The sequence below is a fragment of the Amycolatopsis marina genome, assembly GCF_900111885.1.
GTDB classification, from domain to species: domain Bacteria; phylum Actinomycetota; class Actinomycetes; order Mycobacteriales; family Pseudonocardiaceae; genus Amycolatopsis; species Amycolatopsis marina.
On sequence record NZ_FOKG01000013.1, the window covers coordinates 206,769 to 224,628 of the forward strand.

Consider the following 17,860-nt stretch of genomic DNA (forward strand, 5'->3'; position numbering starts at 1 on the left):
CGCTACCCGGTGATCCGGCCGTAGCGCTCCAGTGCGACCCGGCGCTCAGGTGCGTGCTCGACCATGGGCGCCGGGTAGCCGCTCCACTCGGCAGGCGGCCGTTTCCAGGGCTGGTGCACGGCTTTGCCGGCGATCTGACGAAGTTCCGGGACATACGTCCGCACGTAGTCGCCCGAAGGATCGAACTTCTCTCCCTGCGTCACCGGATTGAAGATCCGGAAGTAGGGTGCGGCATCGGTACCCGATCCGGCCACCCACTGCCAGTTGAGCTGGTTCGAGGCGAGATCGCCGTCCACGAGATACCGCATGAAATGCCGAGCTCCCCAGCGCCACGGCAGGTGCAGGTCCTTGATCAGGAAACTGGCCACCACCATACGGATCCGATTGTGCATCCAGCCTTCGGCCAGCAGTTGACGCATTCCCGCGTCGACGATCGGATAACCCGTGCGACCCTCGCGCCAGTGGTCGAACGCCGCCCGTCCGGCCGCTCCGGTCTCCGTGACCATCGCGTCGAACTTACTGTCCAGGTTGTGTCTCGCGGCGTCCGGACGGTGCCAGAGGACGTCGGCGTGAAACTCCCGCCAAGCCAGCTCACCGCGCAACGTGTCCGGACCCGTGCCCTCCTGGCCCGCGAGCTCGGCGAGCAGGGTGCGTGGGTGCAGGCAACCCCAGCGCAGATACGGCGAGAGCCGTGTGGTGGCAGGCCGGTCGGGGCGGTTCCGGTCCTCGGCGTACGCCGCCAGTCCATGGCCGAGAAAGTCGTGCCAGAGAGCGAGGGCCGCATCCTCACCCGGTTCGGGCAGCACCATCCCTGCGGGTGCCGGAGTGTTCGGCACCTCGGCGGCACATCCGAGCTTCGACGACTCCACCCATTCCACTGTGGACCTACCGGTGTCCGCGGGGGCAGGCCAGCCGTGGCGGAGCCAGGCACGGAAGAACGGCGTGAACACCAGATACGGCTCGCCGTCCGGCTTGCGCACCCGGCCAGGGGTGACGGCGTACGGCGAACCCGTCCGCACGAGTTCCACGCCGTCCAGCGCCCGCTCGACCTCGGCGTCGCGCCTGCGCCCGTAGGGACCCGCGTCGGCGCCGATATGGACACTGCAGGCGTCGACGGCCGCCACGATGCGCGGCACAACCCGCACCGGATCGCCCCGGACGACCAGCAGCCTGCCGCCGAGCTGGGCGTCGAGGGCACGCAGACAGCCGTGCAGGAACGCGGTGCGCGCGGCCCCAGCAGGGGCGATCAGCGCGTCGTCCAGGACGTAGAGCGCGAGCACACCGGACGAGGCACGGGCGGCGGACAGCAGGGCCGGATTGTCACCCAGCCGGAGATCACGACGGAACCACAGCACCGAGGGCACAGCCAGACACTAAGTGCCCGACCAGCTCGCCGCAGATCGGGCCGTAAACGCGGTCAGGGCCGCCCTGCGTCGGCAAGGCGGCCCTGACGGATCAGCTGAGAACCGGAGTCAGCGCTCGGTCATCGGAACGTAGTCCCGCTCCTTCTCGCCGGTGTAGATCTGCCGAGGACGGCCGATCTTGGTGGCCGGATCCTGGATCATCTCGCGCCAGTGCGCGATCCAGCCCGGCAGCCTGCCGAGTGCGAAGAGGACGGTGAAGTACTTTGTCGGGAAGCCCAGCGCGCGGTAGATCAGGCCGGTGTAGAAGTCGACGTTCGGGTACAGCTTCCGCTCGACGAAGTAGTCGTCGGACAGCGCCGTCTCCTCCAGCCGCATCGCGATGTCGAGCAGCTCGTCGTTGCCGCCGATCTTGCGCAGGATCTCGTCCGCGGTCTTCTTGATGATCTTCGCCCGCGGGTCGTAGTTCTTGTAGACCCGGTGCCCGAAGCCCATCAGGCGGACACCCTTCTCCTTGTTCTTCACCCGCTCCACGAACTTGGCGACGTCACCACCGTCGTTGCGGATGCCCTCGAGCATGTCCAGCACCGCGGCGTTCGCGCCACCGTGCAGCGGACCGAAGAGGGCGTTGATACCCGCGGAGATGCTGGCGAACAGGTTCGCCTCGGACGAGCCGACCAACCGGACGGTCGACGTGGAGCAGTTCTGCTCGTGGTCGGCGTGCAGGATGAAGAGCAGGTCCAGCGCCTTCGCGACCTCGGGGTCGACCTCGTAGGGCTCCGCGGGCAGACCGAAGGTCATCCGCAGGAAGTTCTCCACCAGGTTCAGCGAGTTGTCCGGGTAGAGGAACGGCTGACCAATCGACTTCTTGTAGGCGTACGCCGCCAGCGTCGGCACCTTGGCCAGCAGGCGGATGGTGGACAGCTCCACGTTCGGTTCGTCGAACGGGTTGAGCGAGTCCTGGTAGAAGGTGGACAGCGCGGACACTGCGCTGGAGAGCACCGGCATCGGGTGCGCGTCGCGAGGGAAACCGTCGAAGAAGCGCTTCAGATCCTCGTGCAGGAGGGTGTGCCGGTTGATCCGGGAGGTGAAGTCCTCCAGCTGCTGGGTGTTCGGCAGCTCGCCGTAGATCAGCAGGTAGGAGACCTCGATAAAGGTCGAGTGCTCGGCAAGCTGCTCGATCGGGTAACCCCGGTACCGCAGAATTCCCGCGTCACCGTCGATGTAGGTGATGGCCGAGGAAGCGGAGCCGGTGTTCACGAAGCCGGGATCGAGGGTGATGTACCCCGTCTGCGCCAGCAGCTTCCCGAGCTCGATACCGGGAGCGCCCTCGACGGCCTGGACCACCTTCAGTTCGTGCTCGTCGCCGGTGGGCAGGCGGAGCGCGACTTTCCCGGTACCGGTCTGCGCCCCCGTGTTGGTCGCGTCGGACATGCAGGTCCCTCTCACGGTCACACGGGACGGCGGTGCCCACAGGTTGCGCAGGTCACCTCGTCAGCACGCGAGCAGGAGTCCTCTCGCCGCACACCGCCCCGCTGGGGTATGAATTCTTCCCTACGCTAGTCCACAAATAGCTGTGCGCGCAGCCATTGAGTTACCCACAGCTAAGGGTTTGGGACCAGGTTCACACGCCGGAGGCCGTCAGCTCCGCTGTCCACGGTGGTTCGGCGCCGCTCCGGGACACGGTGACGGCCGCGGCCCGTGCCGCGTAATCCAACGCCTGGCGCCAATCCGCCTCGGCCAGCGCGGTCAGGTCACCGGCCTTCCGCTGGTGCAACCACGCCAGCAGGGCACCCTGGACGGTGTCGCCCGCGCCGATCGTGTCGACCAGCGTCGCCGGAGCTGTGGGCATCGTCACGTCAATTCCCCCCGCGGTCAGCACGCTCAGGCCGTCCCCGCCTCGGGTGAGCACGACGGCGTGGACGCCTGTGTCCAACCACGACCTCGCCGCCTCGACCGGGTCGCCCCCGCCTGCCAGCCACGCCGCGTCCTCCACGGAGAGCTTCAGCAACCGGACGTGCGGCAGCCAGGAGGCGAACCGGGCCCGGTAGGCGGCGCCGTCGACGATCAGCGCCTCCCTGATGTTCGGGTCGAGCGCCGTGAGGACCCCGTCGGCCGCCGCCCGCCGAAGCACCGATTCGTACGCGGTGGCCCCTGGTTCGAGCACCATGCCGAGCGTGCCGAGCGAGAGCGCGAAGGTGGACTCCGGCAGCGGGCCGGGGTCGCTGACCAGCCGGTCGGCGGTGCCCTCCGTGTAGAACGTGTAGTGCGCCGAGCCGGTTTCGTCGAGCGCGACGACGGCGAGCGTGGTCGGTTCGGCACCACGCTGGACCATGGATACGTCTACTGAGGACTCTTCTAGCCGCTTCAGCAGAGCGATGCCGAACCGGTCGTTCGACACCCTGGACAGGAATGACACCGGCGCTTCGAGCCTGCCCGCGGCGAGCGCGACGTTGTACGGACCACCGCCGAGTCGCGGCCACAGGGGCCGCACTCCACTGTCCGGATTGGACTCTCCTGGCACGAGGTCGACCAGTGCCTCTCCACCCACCACGATCACGTCGCGATGCTATCCCGCCGCCTCAGTCGGCGGCCAGCCCGCCGAGCAGCACGTCGGCGAGGGCCCGGAAGGCCTCGGCGTCGCTCACCCCGGCGCGCTCACCCACCACCCCGGTCTGAATGGCCTCCACGATCAGCCCGGCCATCTCCGCGATCAACCCGGCGTGCACGTCGCGGAACGCCCCGTCGTCGACCCCCTTCGCGATGAACGCCCGGATCCGTGCCGCCGCGGCCTGCGAGTTCAGCTCGTAGGCCTGCCGAGCCGGGGCGAACGCGGCGACGTCACGCATGAACTCCGGCGAGGCCCTGTGCAGTTCCTCCGCCGCGCCGGAGAGGTAGGTCTCGATGAGTTTGGCCGCGTCGTCGACCCCGTCGATCCGGCGTTCGATGCGTTCGGCCGCGCCCTTGAAGAAGTGCCCGACCACCCGGACCGCGAGCTGCTCCTTGCTCGCGGCGAGTGCGTACAGCGTCGACTTCGAGCAGTGCATGCGGGCCGCGAGATCCTCGAGGGTGAATTCCACGAACCCCTCGGCGAGGAAGAGTTCCTCCAGGTCCGCAAGCAATGCCCGCTGCCGGTTGGTGAGCGGCCTGCGGGCCGGTGATCCGGGAAGCACGACCGAAGCGTACGCGTCGACAGGTCCCATCCCCATACAGTACCGTAGAGAGGTCCACAGTACTGTCTTCAGTACTTTCAGCTCTTGCGGAGGACCTTCATGCTGGCGGACCGACTGCTCCCCACCACCGAGGCGGCGGACCTCATCGCGCTGACCCGCGAGATCGCCCGTGACGAGCTGGCGCCGCTCGCCGCGGAGTACGAGGAGGCGGAACGCTTCCCGCGCGAACAGTTCGCCCTGCTCGGCAAGTCCGGCCTGCTCGGCCTGCCCTACTCCGAGCGCTGGGGCGGCGGCGAGGTGCCCTACGAGGTCTACCTGCAGGCGCTGGAGGAGATCGCCTCGGCTTGGATGTCGGTCGGTGTCGGACTCTCGGTGCACACGATGTCCTGCTTCGCGCTGGCCCACCACGGCACGGACGCGCAGCGCGACCGCTGGCTGCCCGCGATGCTCGGCGGCGAACTGCTCGGCGCCTACGCGCTGTCGGAGCCGCACGCGGGCTCGGACGCGGCAGCACTGTCCACCAGGGCCCGGCGCGAAGGGGACCACTACGTCATCAACGGGACAAAGGCGTGGATCACCCACGGCGGCCAGGCCGACTTCTACACCACAATGGCCCGGACCAGTGAGAGCGGCGAGGAGACCGGCAGCGGCATCAGCTGCCTGCTGGTGGACCGGGAGACGCAGGGCCTTTCCGCCGCGCCGCCGGAGCGCAAGATGGGCCTGACCGGCTCCACCACATCGCAAATGATCTTCTCTGACGCGCGGGTGGAGACCGACCGGCTGATCGGGGCGGAGGGTGAGGGACTGCGTATCGCCCTGTCGTCGCTGAGTTCGGGCAGGCTGGGCATCGCGGCCTGCGCGGTGGGTCTCGCACAGGCCGCGCTCGACGAGGCCGTCGCCTACGCGAAGGGCCGGGCGCAGTTCGGCAGGAACATCATCGACTTCCAGGGCGTCGAGTTTCTGCTGGCGGACATGGCCGCGGCCGTGGAGTCCTCAAGGGCCACCTACCTCGAAGCCGCCCGCCGACGCGATCGTGGTAAGCCGTTCCAGCGGCAGGCGTCGGTGGCCAAGCTCGTCGCGACCGATGCCGCGATGAAGGTGACCACCGACGCCGTGCAGGTACTCGGCGGCGCCGGCTACACCAGGGACTTCCCGGTGGAGCGGTACATGCGCGAGGCCAAGGTCCCGCAGATCTTCGAAGGCACCAACCAAATCCAGCGTCTGGTCATAGCCCGCGACCTCAAAAACGCCTGACTTGGCAGATCCGGGGCGCGAGTTGGCAGATCAGCTCTCCTGGTAGCGGCGCTCCGCGACCACACCCTCGCCCCGAGCCTCGTCGAAGTGGTACACCTCGCGGCCCCGGACGAACACGCGCATGGCCCGGTTCATCACGTCCAGGGGGTCGCCGGACCAGATGACGACGTCGCCGTCCAGGCCTGGCTTGAGGGCGCCGATGCGGTCCTGCAGTCCGAGGATCGCGGCCGGGTTGACGGTGAGCGCGCGCAGCGCGGTGTCAGTGTCCAGCCCTTCCTTCACCGCCAGCGCGGCCTGGTAGACGAGGAAGTTGATCGGGATGACCGGGTGGTCGGTGGTGATCGCCAGCTTGACCCCCGCGCGGGCGAGAATGCCTGCCGAACGGATCGTGCGGTGGCGCACCTCCACCTTGACGCGGCTGGTGAACAGCGGCCCGAGGATGACCGGGATGTTCCGCTCGGCGACGAGGTCGGCGATCAGGTGCGCCTCGGTGCCGTGGTTGAGCACGAGTTTGTAGCCGAACTCCTCGGCGAGGCGGATCGCGGTGACGATGTCGTCGGCCCGGTGCACGTGCTGGTCCCAGTAGAGCTCGCCGTCGAGCACCCTGGCCAGCGTCTCCAGCGTGAGGTCGACGTCGAACGGCTTGCCCTCGGCGAGCGCGTGGTCCCGCTGGGCGGCGTAGTTGCGCGCCTTGGTGAACGCCTCGCGCAGCACGGCGGCGACACCGAGTCGCGTCGAAGGGGTCTTGTCCTTCTCGCCGTACACGCGCTTCGGGTTTTCCCCCAGCGCGCTCTTCACGCTCACGTCCTCGGCGAACACGATGTCGAAACCGTTGCGGCCCCAGGTCTTCACGCCGACGGTCTGCCCGCCGATCGGGTTACCCGAGCCCGGCTTGATCACCACACTGGTGATGCCACCGGTGAGTGCGTCGTCGAAACCGACCTCGTAGGGGTCGATGCCGTCCAGCGCACGGAACCGGGCGCCGTTCGGGTCGGTCATCTCGTTGGTGTCGTTGCCGGACCAGCCCTCGCCGTCCTCGTGCACGCCGAGGTGGGCGTGCGCGTCGATGAAGCCGGGGAGCACCCACGAGCCGGAGGCGTCGATCAGCCTCGCCTCGTCCGGGATGTCGACGTCGGCCTCGGTCCCCACGGCGACGATCTTGCCGTCGGACATGAGGACAGTGCCGCCGTCGATGGGGTCTCCGTCGACGGGAACTACATAGCCACCAGTGATCGCGCTGTACATAGTTCGACACGCTAACGAATTACCCGCCCCCAACGCCACCACCCGCCAGTCACGATCCAGCCACCTCGCACTTTCCCGGGAAAGTGCGATCCGTGCACGCGCAAGTACCGCACTTTCCCGGGAAAGTGCGAGGGGTGGGGTGGGCTCAGAGGTGGACAGCTATGCCCCAGCTCGCGGTCCAGGTTTCGGCTGGGGCGAGGGTGATGAGGTCGGTGCCGGAATTCAGTGCGTTCGCGGGGCAGGTCATCGGCTCGATCGCCACCGCTCGGCCCCGGCCGTTCAGCTCGGCGGGGGTGAAGACCTGGGCCCACCGGAAGTCCGCTTCGGTCCAGACGTCCACGGTCGTGGACTCGTGGGCCAGCAGGTGGTGGTGACGGCCGTCAACCCCGGGCACCAGGCCGCCGAACGCCGTGTCCAGGTCGAGCTCACCGACCCGGACACCCGAGCGCAGGTCGTACTCAGTGCCCTCGACGTCCTGCTCCTCGCCGTAGGGCAGCTGTTCGTCGGCCAGGTACGGACGCACCCGCGCGGCGGGCAGGGTCAGCGTGAGGTCGTCGGTGGGCACGTCACCGATCCGGAAGTAGGGATGCGTGCCGACGCCGAAACCGATCGGCGAGTCCCCGTCGTTGCGCACCTGGTGCGTGACGGTCAGCTCGCGAGGCGCCAGGTCGTAGGTGATCACCGCATGCAGCGGCACCGGCCAGCCCTCCTGCTCAGGGATGTCGATCGACATCGTGACCGAGGACTCCGCGTGCTCCAGCAGTTGCCATTCCTCGTGTCGGGTGAGGCCGTGGATCGCGTTGCCCCGGGCCTGCTCGGTGACCTTCAGCTGCTGGGGCTCACCGTCATAGGTCCAGCGGGCGTCCTTGGTCCGGTTGGGCCAGGGCAGCAGCACCTGGCCGGCACCCTTCGGCGGCTTCTCGTCGGCGTCGAAGGACTCGAGGTACGGCACACCGCCGATCTCGAAGGCCCGCAGCCCGGCGCCGATCTCGGTGACCACCGCCCTGGCACTGCCCCTGGTGAGTTCGAACTGTTCCCCGGTCGGATTTCCCATGCCAGCGAATCTACCGGCGGGTGATCTCCAGCAACGCGGCCCAGGAGGCACGATCGACGACGAGCACCCCACCTGAGCGGTCCTTCGAGTCCCGGAGCGCGGTCACCTCGGGCGCGAAGGCGACCTCCACGCAGTCACCATTGTTGCCGTTCCCGGTGTAGCTACTCGTTCGCCAGACTGCTCCAGAAAAATCCACAGTGGACATACAGACCGCCTCGCTCACATCGCCTACATCTGCGTAGCCACCGTTTCGATGAACGCTACCGAGTCTTCCGGCGTCAGCGCCTCGGAACGCAGCTGGTTCAGGACCAGCATAACCGCGCGTAGCTCGTCCGGTTTCTCCACGTGGATCGCGCCTGTCGGGTACTCGGCGTAGAGCAAGTCCGGGTCCTCCAGATCGGCGAATCGCAGGATCGTGAAGGCGCCTTCCAGACCGGAATGGGCTTTCGGGGTGTAAGGAAGAACCTGAAGAGTGACGCTGGGCAACTGGGCGGCCTCGACTAGGTGCCGAAGTTGTGCACGCATCGCGGTTGGGCCACCCAACGGTCGGCGCAACGCGGACTCGTCCACGATCGCGGTCAATCCCAACGGCGACTCCTCGTCCCGAAGTCGCTCCTGGCGGTAAAGCCGTGCATGTACCTGGTTTTCCAGTTCGTCCGGCGTTCGACGTACCGAGCCCGACGCGAAGACCGCGCGCATGTAGTCCTCGGTCTGCAGCAGTCCCGGGACGTAGACCAGCTGCGAGGTCAGCACCTCGACCGCCTCGGTCTCCATGCCGATGTAGCCGCGATCCTTGATCCCGTACGCGTGCCACCAGCCCTTGCGCTTTGCCGCTCTGGCGAGGTCGAGCAGGTCCGCGTCGTAGTGGTCGTAGAGGTCCATCATCGAGCGGACCAGGTGCACGTCGGCGCGGCTCTCGCCCTTCTCGATCCGGCTCAGGCTGCTGCGCGTGGTGTCCAGCCGGGCCGACGCCTCCTCCAGGCTCATCCTGGCCCGTTCCCGCATCTGCCGCAGCCTGCGTCCCAGCCGCCGTTTCCGCAGCACCGGGCTGGTGCGAGTGCTCACCCCGTTACCTCCCGTACCCGAGTGATCACGCGATCATGCCGTACGGGAACGACGATCTGGGATTCTCAGCGCCGCCAATTCACTACGGAGCCGATGGACGCGACTGTTGCCGAGCGCGAATGGCAATGTCGAGTCCACCGATGGCAAACACATGCGCACAGCGGGCAAACACATGCGCGTGGACGGCAATCACATCGGTTTCGGCTGTGGAGGTCCCGGCACCAAGGCCCGGACACCGGCCAACGCCTGCTGGGCCACCGCCCGGACGTACGGCACGAAGACGGCCGGGTCGGCGTGGTCGGTGAACGGGATTCGGAGGTCCTCGTCCGGGCCGATTCCGGAAAAGGCTGTGTGGTAGGTGACCCAGTCGGGGAACAGGTCTTCCGCGAACTCCTCGATGTCTCGTTTCCACCACCCGGGCCGGGTGTAGTCACTCGAGCCGATCCGCTCGCTGACGACGGTCGCGAACTGGTACTCACCGAAGGGTGTCGGAGTGAAGAGCATCCGGTCCGGCAGATACAGGCACAGGTCCACGTCCCAGTTTCCCGACGGCAGGTGGTCCACCGGCACATCCGGTGGCGTGTCCAGCCCCGGGAAGTCGGACACGTCGGGCCAGTCGAAGTCGACCCACCAGCCATGCAGCACCTCACGCGGCTTGTCGTCGATGACTGCTCTCCCAGGCCGGCCCGCCTTCTCCAGAACCGCTGCCGTAGCAGTGATCCCCTCGATCACTGTCCGCACGGCTTCCGCCCGTGCCTGTTCGTTGCGAACCGAGTCGTGACTACCCGCCTGCCGCTGTTGCCACGCCTCGAACCGGGCCTCCGCCTCGCGCTGGCGGCGCTCCCATTCCCGCCGCGACCGCTCGGCCTCCGCGAGCCGGATCGCCTCCTGCTCGGCGACCCGCTGCTCGATGACATCCCGGACCGGTTGGTAGACCGACACAGCCGCCCGTACGCGCTGCAGATAGCGCGCCTTGGCCTCGTTGTACTTCGCGTCCGCCGACCGGCGTACCAACGGCCGCCTGCGCCATCGCCAGGTCCGCCATTTCACCCGGTTCAACTCGGCCACGGCCAGAGCGACCTCGTCCACATACACTGTCGCGGCGGCGGTCCAGCCAGTGATCTCATCGGCTGTGCCGAGCACGTCCACGTACTCGTGCGACAGACCCTCTACGCCCAGTGCGCTCGCTACGTAGCCCGTGCGCCAGTCCAGCTCTTTGCGAAACCAGTACACCGTGAGCTGGTCGTCCTCATCCACCGAGTACGTGCGCCACGTCATCCGCATAGCCGAGCGGCGTCCCCGGGTCATCCTTCCAGGTCCTTGGCGTCGAGCTGCGGCGGCCGCTCGTGGCGGGCACGCATGATCAACCAGTTGACGCCCCACAGTACGAGCCCGACGGCGAGCAGGATCGCGGCCACCGTGTAGTCCCGGGCGGGACGACCGGACAACGGGCTCACCAGGTAGAGGCAGAAGATCGCGGCGAACACCGGGATAGCGGTGGGCGCGCGGAAGTGCTTGTGCTCCACCTTCTCCCTGCGTAGTACGAGCACGGCCACGTTGACGACGGCGAAGACCACGAGCAGCAGCAGTGCCGTCGTCCCGCCGAGCACACTGATATCCACTGTGGACACCAGAACGATCGCGATCGCGCTGGTGAAGAGAATCGCCACCCAAGGACTGCGCCGGAACGGGTGCACCGAGCCGAACTGCTTCGGAATGATCTTCTCGTTGGCCATGCCGTAGAGCAGCCGGCTGGCCATCAGCATGTTGATCAGCGCGGAGTTGATGACGGCGAACAGTCCGAGTGCGGAGAAGATCTCGCGTGGCATACCGGGCGCGCCGACGTCGATCACCTTCAGCAGCGCGCCGCTCTCGGCGGCCTTCAACTCGTCGGCGGGTACGAGCAGCGAGGAGGTCACCGACACCAGGATGTAAATCGTGGCGGCGATGACCATGCCCCACAGCATGGCCTTGGGGAAGATCCGCACCGGGTCCTTGCACTCCTCGGCCATGTTGACCGAGTCCTCGAAACCGACCATCGCAAAGAACGCCAGCGAGGTCGCCGAGGTGATCGCCACCAGCCAGGTCTGGTCGGCGGTGTCGATCTCGACAAGCCTGCCCGGCTCCCCGCTGCCGTTGAGTACCGCCCACACGCCGACACCGATGATGATCAGCAGACCGGCGATCTCGATGCAGGTCAGCACCACGTTGGTCTTGACGGACTCGCTGACCCCCCGGAAGTTGATCAGTCCGAGTCCGGCGATGAAGAGGATGGCCACCAACGGCATCGGGGAGCTGATGAACTCGGCCAGGTAGGTGTCGCCGAACGCGACCGCGGCCGAGGACGCGGAGGTGATCCCGGAGCACATCACCGCGAACGCGACCATGAACGTCAGGAACGGGATCCGGAACGCACGGTTGGTGTAGAGCGCGGCGCCTGCCGCCCTCGGATACTTGCCGACCAGTTCCAGATAACCGAACGCGGTCATGAAAGCGACCGCGAAGGCCAGCAGGAACGGCAGCCACAACGCGCCGCCGACCCGGCCCGCGACCTGCCCGGTCAGGGCGTAGATGCCGGTGCCGATGATGTCGCCGACGACGAAGAACAACAGCAGTTTCGAACCCATCACCCGCTTGAGCGCGGGCTGCCCGGAAGGGCCGGTCTCGACGTGCTCCGTGCGCGCATCCGCCATGGAGCAAGAGTGTGCCCGACCAGCGAGGTCAGCGACAGACCGACTCGCTCATGACTTCGTCATTCACCCACCGGACGGTCTCCGGAGGGCGCGCGGTAGCGCCAGAACGCGGGAATCAGCGCGACGGCCACGATGACGACCACGATGACCAGCACACCGCCACCGGCCGCGGCGACCGTGGTGCCGACGCCGGCCGCGGCCCAGCCGTGCGTGACGTCGGCGATCCGGGGCCCACCCGCGACGACGACGGTGAAGACGCCCTGCAACCGCCCGCGCATGGCATCGGTGGTCGCGGTCTGCAGGATCGCGCTGCGGAAGACCATGCTCACGAAGTCGGCCGCGCCGCCGATCGCGAGGAAGAGCACCGCCAGCCAGAGCGAGTCGGCGAGCGCGAAGCCGATGATCGCGGCGCCCCACACGCAGATGGAGATGGTCACGGCGACGCCGTGCCGCCCGATCCGGGTCAACCAGCCGGACGCGAGCCCACAGGCGAGGGCGCCGAGCGGGAGCGCGGCGTACAGCCAGCCCAGTGCGAGCCCGCCGCCGGACGGATCGCCGAACGTGCGCTCGGCCATCTCCGGAAAGAGCGCCCGCGGCATGCCCGCGACCATCGCGATGATGTCCACGAGGAAGGACGCGAGCAGGATCTTTCTCGTCGCGAGGTAGCGGAAGCCGTCGAGGACGTCGCGTAGCCCGGCACGGCGGGTCGGGCCTTCCAGCGGCGGTAGCGCCGGCAGTTTCCACACGGCGAGCAGCGCGAGGGTGAGGGCGACCGTGTCCAGGAGGTACAGCGTGGACAGCCCGAGCACCGGCAGGAGCGCTCCCGCGAGCATCGGCCCGAGCACCGCGCCGAACTGCATCATCGTGGCGCCGAGCGCGACGGCCGAGGGCAGCAGGTCGAGCGGGACGAGCCGGGCGATCACGGCGCTGCGAGTGGGCATGTTGACCGCGAAGAACGCCTGATTGACCCCGAGCAGTGCGAGCACCACCCAGACGGAGTTCACGGCGAAGTAGGCCTGCGCCCAGAACAGGACGGAGGTGGCTGCGATCCCGGTGTTCGTGACCAGCAGGAGCTTGCGCCGGTCCACGGTGTCGGCGATCGCGCCGCCCCAGAGACCGAACACGAGCAGCGGCACCAGCGCGACCGCGCCGGTCAGCCCGACGTAGCCGGACGAGCCGGTCAGGTCGTAGACCTGCTTGGGCACGGCGACGGTGGTGAGCTGACTGCCGATCGCCGTGACGGCGGTGGAGACCCAAAGCCGCCGGAACGCCGGAACGCGCAGCGGGCGGGTGTCGACGGTGATCGAGCCGAGCACCTTGCGTGCTCCCCTGCGCTCACCCGCCCCTGTCGCCACAGATCGTTAGTTTACGGCAACTAACGAGGTGGTTTGCTGCGGACTACGGAGCGAGGCGCTCGACGGACCAGCCGTCTTCGCTGCGGACATAGCGCAACCGGTCGTGCAGCCGGTCCCGCCTGCCCTGCCAGAACTCGACCACGTCGGGACGGATGCGCCAGCCACCCCAGTGCGGCGGGAACGGGACCTGCTCGGTGTCGGTGAACCGGCGCTCGATCGCGTGCAGCGCGTTGTCCAGCGCCCTCCGGTCGTCGACCACCCGTGACTGGGGTGAGGCCCATGCCCCGAGCTGCGACCCCCGCGGCCGGGAGGCCCAGTACGCGGCGGTCTCGGTGACGTCGACCTTCTCCACCTCGCCACGGACATTCACCTGCCGGTGCAGCGGGTACCAGGGAAAGGTGACCGAGGCGTACCGGGTCGCGGTGAGGTCGTGGCTCTTGGCCGAGGTGTAGTTGGTGTAGAACACCACTCCGCGCTGATCGAGACCCTTGCACAGCACCGAGCGCGAGGAGGGTTTGCCCTCGGCGTCGGCCGTGGCGAGCACCATCGCGTTGGGTTCCGCGACCCCCGCGGACTCCGCGTCGTCCAGCCAGGCCTGCAACTGGTCGGCCCACGTCGGCGCAAGTGCTGCCTCCTCGAGCGCACCACCGTCATAGGCCACCCGCATGCCCGGCAGGCGTACCGCTACGTCACCGATTCCGGTGCTTCCGTCCATGTTGTCCAATTCCGGCATGTCCGCCCAACCTCCGCGCCCACGAACAGCATTCGGCCTCGGCCCTATCCAGCCGACGGTAGGGCGTGCGGGGGTCGTGGGGGAACCTCCCTAACGGTGACACCTGACACTTACTTACTCCTACCTCACGGTGCATCCGTCTTCCGGGTGATTGCCGCGATCATGATTCCCTTCATCTCCTCGGCGATCGCGGCCGCCGGAATGGGCGGATCGTGGGCCTGCCACTCCCGGAGCAGGCCGGTCACCGCCCCGACGAGCGCGATGGCCGTTAGCCGGTAGTCCCGCCGCGGCGCGATTCCGTCCTCAGCCGCCCGCTCCGCCTCACCGCAGATGAAATCCGCCCAGCGGCCGACCCACTCCTGATGCTGAGCCTCCAGCGCGGGGCTCACCCCCACGGCCTCGACGTAGTTGAGGCGGGGCAGCCGGGGGTCGACGGCGACGGTCGCGACGAAGACGTCCACCAGCTTTCCGATCCTGGTGACCACGTCGGCCTCGGCCACAGCGCCTAGCTCCACGCCCACGCGGACCATGGCCATGTCGTTGATCCGCGCGTGCAGGGCCAGCAGCACGTCCTCCTTGCCCCGGAACTCCTCGTAGAAGTTGCGTGTGGACACCCCCGCCCGCGAGCACAGTTCGGCGATCTTCGTCGCCTGGTAACCGGTCGAGGTGAACTCGTCGAGCGCGGCGGCCAGCAGCCGTTCCCTGCGCTCGGCCCGGCGGCGGCCGGGAGCGACCCCGCGATACATCCGGCCCGGTTCCTCGGACATGCGGCCTCCTAGATCGACGGCTTATTTGGTAACGCGAATTGCCAAATACGGCCGCCTGGTCTACATTGCGAAAATCTCAGTTACCACTGTAGCTTGCGTCACACGGAGGACATCGTGGTTCGTCGTCTGCTGGCTCCCTTGCTTCTGGCGGTGACGCTGCTCGTCACCGCCGCTCCCGGCGCGGTTCAGGCGGCAGCCACCCCGCCCGCACCCGCGGAGGATCCCTTCTACCTTCCGCCCGACCCACTGCCGGCCGTGGCACCTGGCGACATCCTTCGTCAGCGGCCGGTCGACGTCTTCGCCGAACCGCTGCGGGTGCTGCCCGCACCGGTAAGGGCCTGGCAGTTGCTCTACCGCTCGACCTCCGCGACCGGAACGCCGAACGCCGTTTCCGGCACGCTGCTGGTTCCGCCGACCCCGTGGCAGGAGGGTCCCCGCCCGCTGGTCACCTACGCCGTCGGCACGCACGGCCTCGGCGATTCCTGCGCCCCGTCCTACAAACTGCGCACCGGCACGGAGAACGAGATCGCGCTGATCGCCCAGGCCCTGCTCAAGGGCTGGGCTGTCGTCCTCACCGACTACGAGGGCCTCGGCACTCCCGGCACCCACACCTATGCGACCGGGCAGTCGGAAGGGCGGGCCATGCTGGACGCGGCGCGGGCCGCCGCGAAGGTGCCCGGCTCCGGGCTGTCCTCCTCGGGGCCGGTCGGCATCTTCGGCTACTCCCAGGGTGGGCAGGCCGCGGCGTTCGCGGCCGAACTGCAGCCCAGCTACGCGCCGGACGTGCGCGTCGTCGGCGCCGCACCCGGCGGTGTTCCCGCCGACCTCGCCGAGGTGGCCAGGTTCAACGACGGCGGAGCGGCCTTCGGTCTGGTGATCGGCGCGGCGACCGGGCTCTCCAGCGCCTACCCGGACGTGCCGTTCGCGGAGATCCTCAACGACCGCGGCCGCGCGCTGGTGCAGCGGGTGCGGCAGGCGTGTGTCGTGGAGCTCGGGGCCGCGGCTCCGTTCGCCCGGCTCCAGGATTTCGTGACCATCCCCGACCCGCTGTCCCACCCCAGCTGGCAGGCACGGCTCGAGGAGAACAAGGCCGGTCAGGATCGGCCCGGCGCACCGATGTTCCTGTACCACGCCGCGTACGACGAGCTGATCCCCTACAGGACCGGGAAGGCCCTGCTCTCGCGGTACTGCGACCTCGGGGCAACCGTGCAGTGGCAGCGGATCCCGCTGGCCGAGCACATCATCGGCGTCTCGGTCGGCGGGCCGATCGCGATGGACTGGCTCGGCTCGCGCTTCGCCGGAAAACCGGCCCGGAACACTTGCGCGGGTGGAGGATTTACCGCTGGTTGACCCCCTGGACTGAATCGTTCTCGTAATCGTGACCGAAACCACCACTTGTTTCGATTGCTCCCAGGCGGCCGGAGGGGCAGTGTTTGTCCATCCGTGCGATGGGGCACGCCACACGCGTTCGCCCCCGCACGCCTTGCGAGAACTTGCCGGGGAACGTGTATCGAAAGGTCTTCTCACATGACGACGCCCACGCCTGTCTCAACCGGTCAGTCTGCTTCCGCCGAGCAGCCCGATGACGGGTTCCGGCCTGGCCTGGAGGGCGTCGTCGCCTTCCGCACGGAGATCGCCGAACCCGACCGGGACGGTGGCGCACTGCGTTATCGCGGTGTGGACATCGAGGATCTCGCCGGAAAGGTCACCTTCGGCGACGTGTGGGGGCTGCTCGTCGACGGCAAGTTCGGGGAGGGCCTGCCACCCGCCGAGGCGTTCCCGATCCCGGTGCACACCGGCGACGTACGCGTGGACGTCCAGGCCGCGCTCGCCATGCTCGCCCCGATCTGGGGCTACCAGCCGCTGCTCGACATCAGCGACGAGGCCGCCCGCGACCAGTTGGCGCGTGCCTCGGTGATGGCACTGTCCTACGTGGCCCAGTCCGCGCGCGGCATCGGCCAGCCCGCCGTGCCACAGTCCACCGTGGACGAGGCGACGTCGATCACCGAGCGGTTCATGGTCCGCTGGCGCGGCGAGCCGGACCCGGCACACGTGAAAGCGGTGGACGCCTACTGGGTGTCGGCAGCCGAGCACGGGCTCAACGCCTCCACCTTCACCGCGCGGGTCATCGCCTCCACCGGAGCCGACGTCGCCGCGGCGATGTCCGGCGCCATTGGCGCCATGTCCGGTCCGCTGCACGGTGGCGCGCCCGCCAGGGTCCTGCCGATGATCGCCGAAGCCGAGCGGACCGGTGACGCGCGGGCGGTCGTCAAGGGCATCCTCGACCGCAAGGAGCGCCTGATGGGGTTCGGGCACCGGGTGTACCGGGCCGAGGACCCGCGCGCGAGGGTGCTGCGCCGCACCTGCCGGGAGCTGGGAGCCGAGCGCTACGAGGCCGCTGCCGCACTGGAGCAGGCGGCACTGGCGGAGTTGCGTGAGCGGCGTCCGGACCGGGCGATCGAGACCAACGTCGAGTTCTGGGCCGCCGTCATCCTGGACTTCGCCAAGGTGCCACCGCACATGATGCCCGCGATGTTCACCTCGGCCCGTACCGCGGGCTGGGCGGCACACATCCTGGAACAGAAGCGCACCGGACGACTGGTCCGGCCGTCGGCGTCCTACGTGGGCCCCGGCCCGCGCAGCCCGGAAGAGGTCGAGGGCTGGAACAGGCTCTGATTCTCCGGCCATAATCGGCGTTCGTCCAGGTCATCGCCACCGGCCAAGCATGGCCTCCGGCATGACCTGGACCCTGCCTCGGGCAGGCACAAACCTCGTTGACGCAGCACACGCGAGGCAGCCTGGCCCTAGGACTGCAACGGCAGTTGGTCGTCGTGTGGTAGATCATCGTTGTGGTGGTCGATGTGGTGATGGGGCAGCTGGATCGGGTTCATGATCGGATCGCGGGACGGTTCAGGCGGTCGGAGCCGCGGGGCCGGGCTCGGGAGTATGTGTCCGGGCTGGTCGCGGGGTTGGAGCGGAAGAACGGCTGGACACTGGCGGAGCAGTCCGGTGAGGTGTCTCCGGATGGGATGCAGCGGTTGTTGCGCTGGGCGGACTGGGACATCGACGGGGTGCGTGACGACGTGCGGGACTACGTGGTCGAGCATCTCGGCGAGCCGGGCGGCGTGCTGATCGTGGACGACACCGGGTTCCTGAAGAA

Annotated in this window: 17 protein-coding genes; 4 read left to right on the forward strand and 13 right to left on the reverse strand. The window is 68.3% G+C overall.

The window, feature by feature from the left end:
- Nucleotides 1-2 precede the first annotated feature (2 nt).
- From BM199_RS21645 to BM199_RS21660, 4 genes are all read right to left on the reverse strand, one after another.
- Complete coding sequence (locus BM199_RS21645) at nt 3-1,355, reverse strand: cryptochrome/photolyase family protein (protein ID WP_091675149.1); 1,353 nt, start codon at nt 1,353-1,355, stop codon at nt 3-5.
- A 117-nt stretch (nt 1,356-1,472) separates the two neighbouring features.
- The gene (locus BM199_RS21650; RefSeq protein WP_091675102.1) at nt 1,473-2,795 is read right to left on the reverse strand and encodes a citrate synthase; all 1,323 of its coding nucleotides are present in this window, start codon (nt 2,793-2,795) and stop codon (nt 1,473-1,475) included.
- Nucleotides 2,796-2,985: 190 nt separating this feature from the next.
- The gene (locus BM199_RS21655) at nt 2,986-3,921 is read right to left on the reverse strand and encodes a carbohydrate kinase family protein (RefSeq protein ID WP_091675103.1); all 936 of its coding nucleotides are present in this window, start codon (nt 3,919-3,921) and stop codon (nt 2,986-2,988) included.
- A gap of 22 nt (nt 3,922-3,943) precedes the next feature.
- Entirely contained in the window at nt 3,944-4,564 is a 621-nt protein-coding gene (locus tag BM199_RS21660) for a TetR/AcrR family transcriptional regulator (protein ID WP_245788517.1), read from the reverse strand.
- Between the two features lie 69 nt (nt 4,565-4,633).
- On the opposite strand from BM199_RS21660, the gene BM199_RS21665 reads away from it, so the two are divergent.
- On the forward strand, nt 4,634-5,788 hold the full coding sequence (locus tag BM199_RS21665) for an acyl-CoA dehydrogenase family protein (protein WP_091675105.1): 1,155 nt from the start codon (nt 4,634-4,636) through the stop codon (nt 5,786-5,788).
- Nucleotides 5,789-5,818: 30 nt separating this feature from the next.
- Here BM199_RS21665 and BM199_RS21670 read toward each other — a convergent pair whose 3' ends face one another.
- The 9 genes from BM199_RS21670 to BM199_RS21710 form a co-directional block, all read right to left on the reverse strand.
- Nucleotides 5,819-7,033, reverse strand: coding sequence for an amidohydrolase (locus BM199_RS21670; RefSeq protein ID WP_091675106.1), 1,215 nt, complete (start codon nt 7,031-7,033; stop codon nt 5,819-5,821).
- A 145-nt stretch (nt 7,034-7,178) separates the two neighbouring features.
- Complete coding sequence (locus tag BM199_RS21675; RefSeq protein WP_091675107.1) at nt 7,179-8,087, reverse strand: aldose 1-epimerase family protein; 909 nt, start codon at nt 8,085-8,087, stop codon at nt 7,179-7,181.
- Nucleotides 8,088-8,097: 10 nt separating this feature from the next.
- Nucleotides 8,098-8,292 (reverse strand): DUF397 domain-containing protein, encoded by a 195-nt coding sequence (locus tag BM199_RS34980; RefSeq protein ID WP_177242726.1) that lies wholly within the window; start codon nt 8,290-8,292, stop codon nt 8,098-8,100.
- Between the two features lie 23 nt (nt 8,293-8,315).
- A complete protein-coding gene (locus tag BM199_RS21685; RefSeq protein ID WP_091675108.1) occupies nt 8,316-9,152 on the reverse strand; it encodes a helix-turn-helix domain-containing protein in 837 nt (278 codons plus the stop codon).
- A 189-nt stretch (nt 9,153-9,341) separates the two neighbouring features.
- Complete coding sequence (locus tag BM199_RS21690) at nt 9,342-10,430, reverse strand: hypothetical protein (RefSeq protein ID WP_143101882.1); 1,089 nt, start codon at nt 10,428-10,430, stop codon at nt 9,342-9,344.
- Nucleotides 10,431-10,456: 26 nt separating this feature from the next.
- Nucleotides 10,457-11,845, reverse strand: a complete 1,389-nt coding sequence (locus BM199_RS21695; protein ID WP_091675110.1) for an APC family permease — start codon at nt 11,843-11,845, stop codon at nt 10,457-10,459.
- A 59-nt stretch (nt 11,846-11,904) separates the two neighbouring features.
- Entirely contained in the window at nt 11,905-13,200 is a 1,296-nt protein-coding gene (locus BM199_RS21700; protein WP_091675111.1) for an MFS transporter, read from the reverse strand.
- Between the two features lie 43 nt (nt 13,201-13,243).
- Entirely contained in the window at nt 13,244-13,933 is a 690-nt protein-coding gene (pdxH, locus tag BM199_RS21705; RefSeq protein WP_177242727.1) for a pyridoxamine 5'-phosphate oxidase, read from the reverse strand.
- 125 nt (nt 13,934-14,058) lie between these two features.
- Nucleotides 14,059-14,700 (reverse strand): TetR/AcrR family transcriptional regulator, encoded by a 642-nt coding sequence (locus BM199_RS21710; RefSeq protein ID WP_091675112.1) that lies wholly within the window; start codon nt 14,698-14,700, stop codon nt 14,059-14,061.
- 246 nt (nt 14,701-14,946) lie between these two features.
- Between BM199_RS21710 and BM199_RS21715 the strand changes: the two genes are divergently transcribed.
- From BM199_RS21715 to BM199_RS21725, 3 genes are all read left to right on the forward strand, one after another.
- Nucleotides 14,947-16,050 carry an alpha/beta fold hydrolase gene (locus BM199_RS21715; RefSeq protein ID WP_091675152.1) on the forward strand — a complete coding sequence of 368 codons (1,104 nt, stop codon included), beginning with the start codon at nt 14,947-14,949 and terminating at the stop codon, nt 16,048-16,050.
- 177 nt (nt 16,051-16,227) lie between these two features.
- Nucleotides 16,228-17,376: a citrate synthase 2 gene (locus BM199_RS21720; protein ID WP_091675113.1), complete on the forward strand. Its 1,149-nt coding sequence runs from the start codon at nt 16,228-16,230 to the stop codon at nt 17,374-17,376.
- A 191-nt stretch (nt 17,377-17,567) separates the two neighbouring features.
- A partial coding sequence (locus tag BM199_RS21725; protein WP_425425569.1) for a transposase occupies nt 17,568-17,860 on the forward strand: 293 nt, incomplete at its 3' end.

Excerpts from the sequence above, each read along its gene's own strand:
- BM199_RS21670 (WP_091675106.1), bottom strand. The coding sequence starts at position 7,033 with ATGTACAGCGCGATCACTGGTGGCTATGTAGTTCCCGTCGACGGAGAC.
- BM199_RS21675 (WP_091675107.1), bottom strand. The coding sequence starts at position 8,087 with ATGGGAAATCCGACCGGGGAACAGTTCGAACTCACCAGGGGCAGTGCC.
- BM199_RS21695 (WP_091675110.1), bottom strand. The coding sequence starts at position 11,845 with ATGGCGGATGCGCGCACGGAGCACGTCGAGACCGGCCCTTCCGGGCAG.
- BM199_RS34980 (WP_177242726.1), bottom strand. The coding sequence starts at position 8,292 with ATGTCCACTGTGGATTTTTCTGGAGCAGTCTGGCGAACGAGTAGCTAC.
- BM199_RS21660 (WP_245788517.1), bottom strand. The coding sequence starts at position 4,564 with ATGGGACCTGTCGACGCGTACGCTTCGGTCGTGCTTCCCGGATCACCG.
- BM199_RS21650 (WP_091675102.1), bottom strand. The coding sequence starts at position 2,795 with ATGTCCGACGCGACCAACACGGGGGCGCAGACCGGTACCGGGAAAGTC.
- pdxH (WP_177242727.1), bottom strand. The coding sequence starts at position 13,933 with ATGCCGGAATTGGACAACATGGACGGAAGCACCGGAATCGGTGACGTA.
- BM199_RS21710 (WP_091675112.1), bottom strand. The coding sequence starts at position 14,700 with ATGTCCGAGGAACCGGGCCGGATGTATCGCGGGGTCGCTCCCGGCCGC.
- BM199_RS21720 (WP_091675113.1), top strand. The coding sequence starts at position 16,228 with ATGACGACGCCCACGCCTGTCTCAACCGGTCAGTCTGCTTCCGCCGAG.
- BM199_RS21665 (WP_091675105.1), top strand. The coding sequence starts at position 4,634 with ATGCTGGCGGACCGACTGCTCCCCACCACCGAGGCGGCGGACCTCATC.
- BM199_RS21690 (WP_143101882.1), bottom strand. The coding sequence starts at position 10,430 with ATGACGTGGCGCACGTACTCGGTGGATGAGGACGACCAGCTCACGGTG.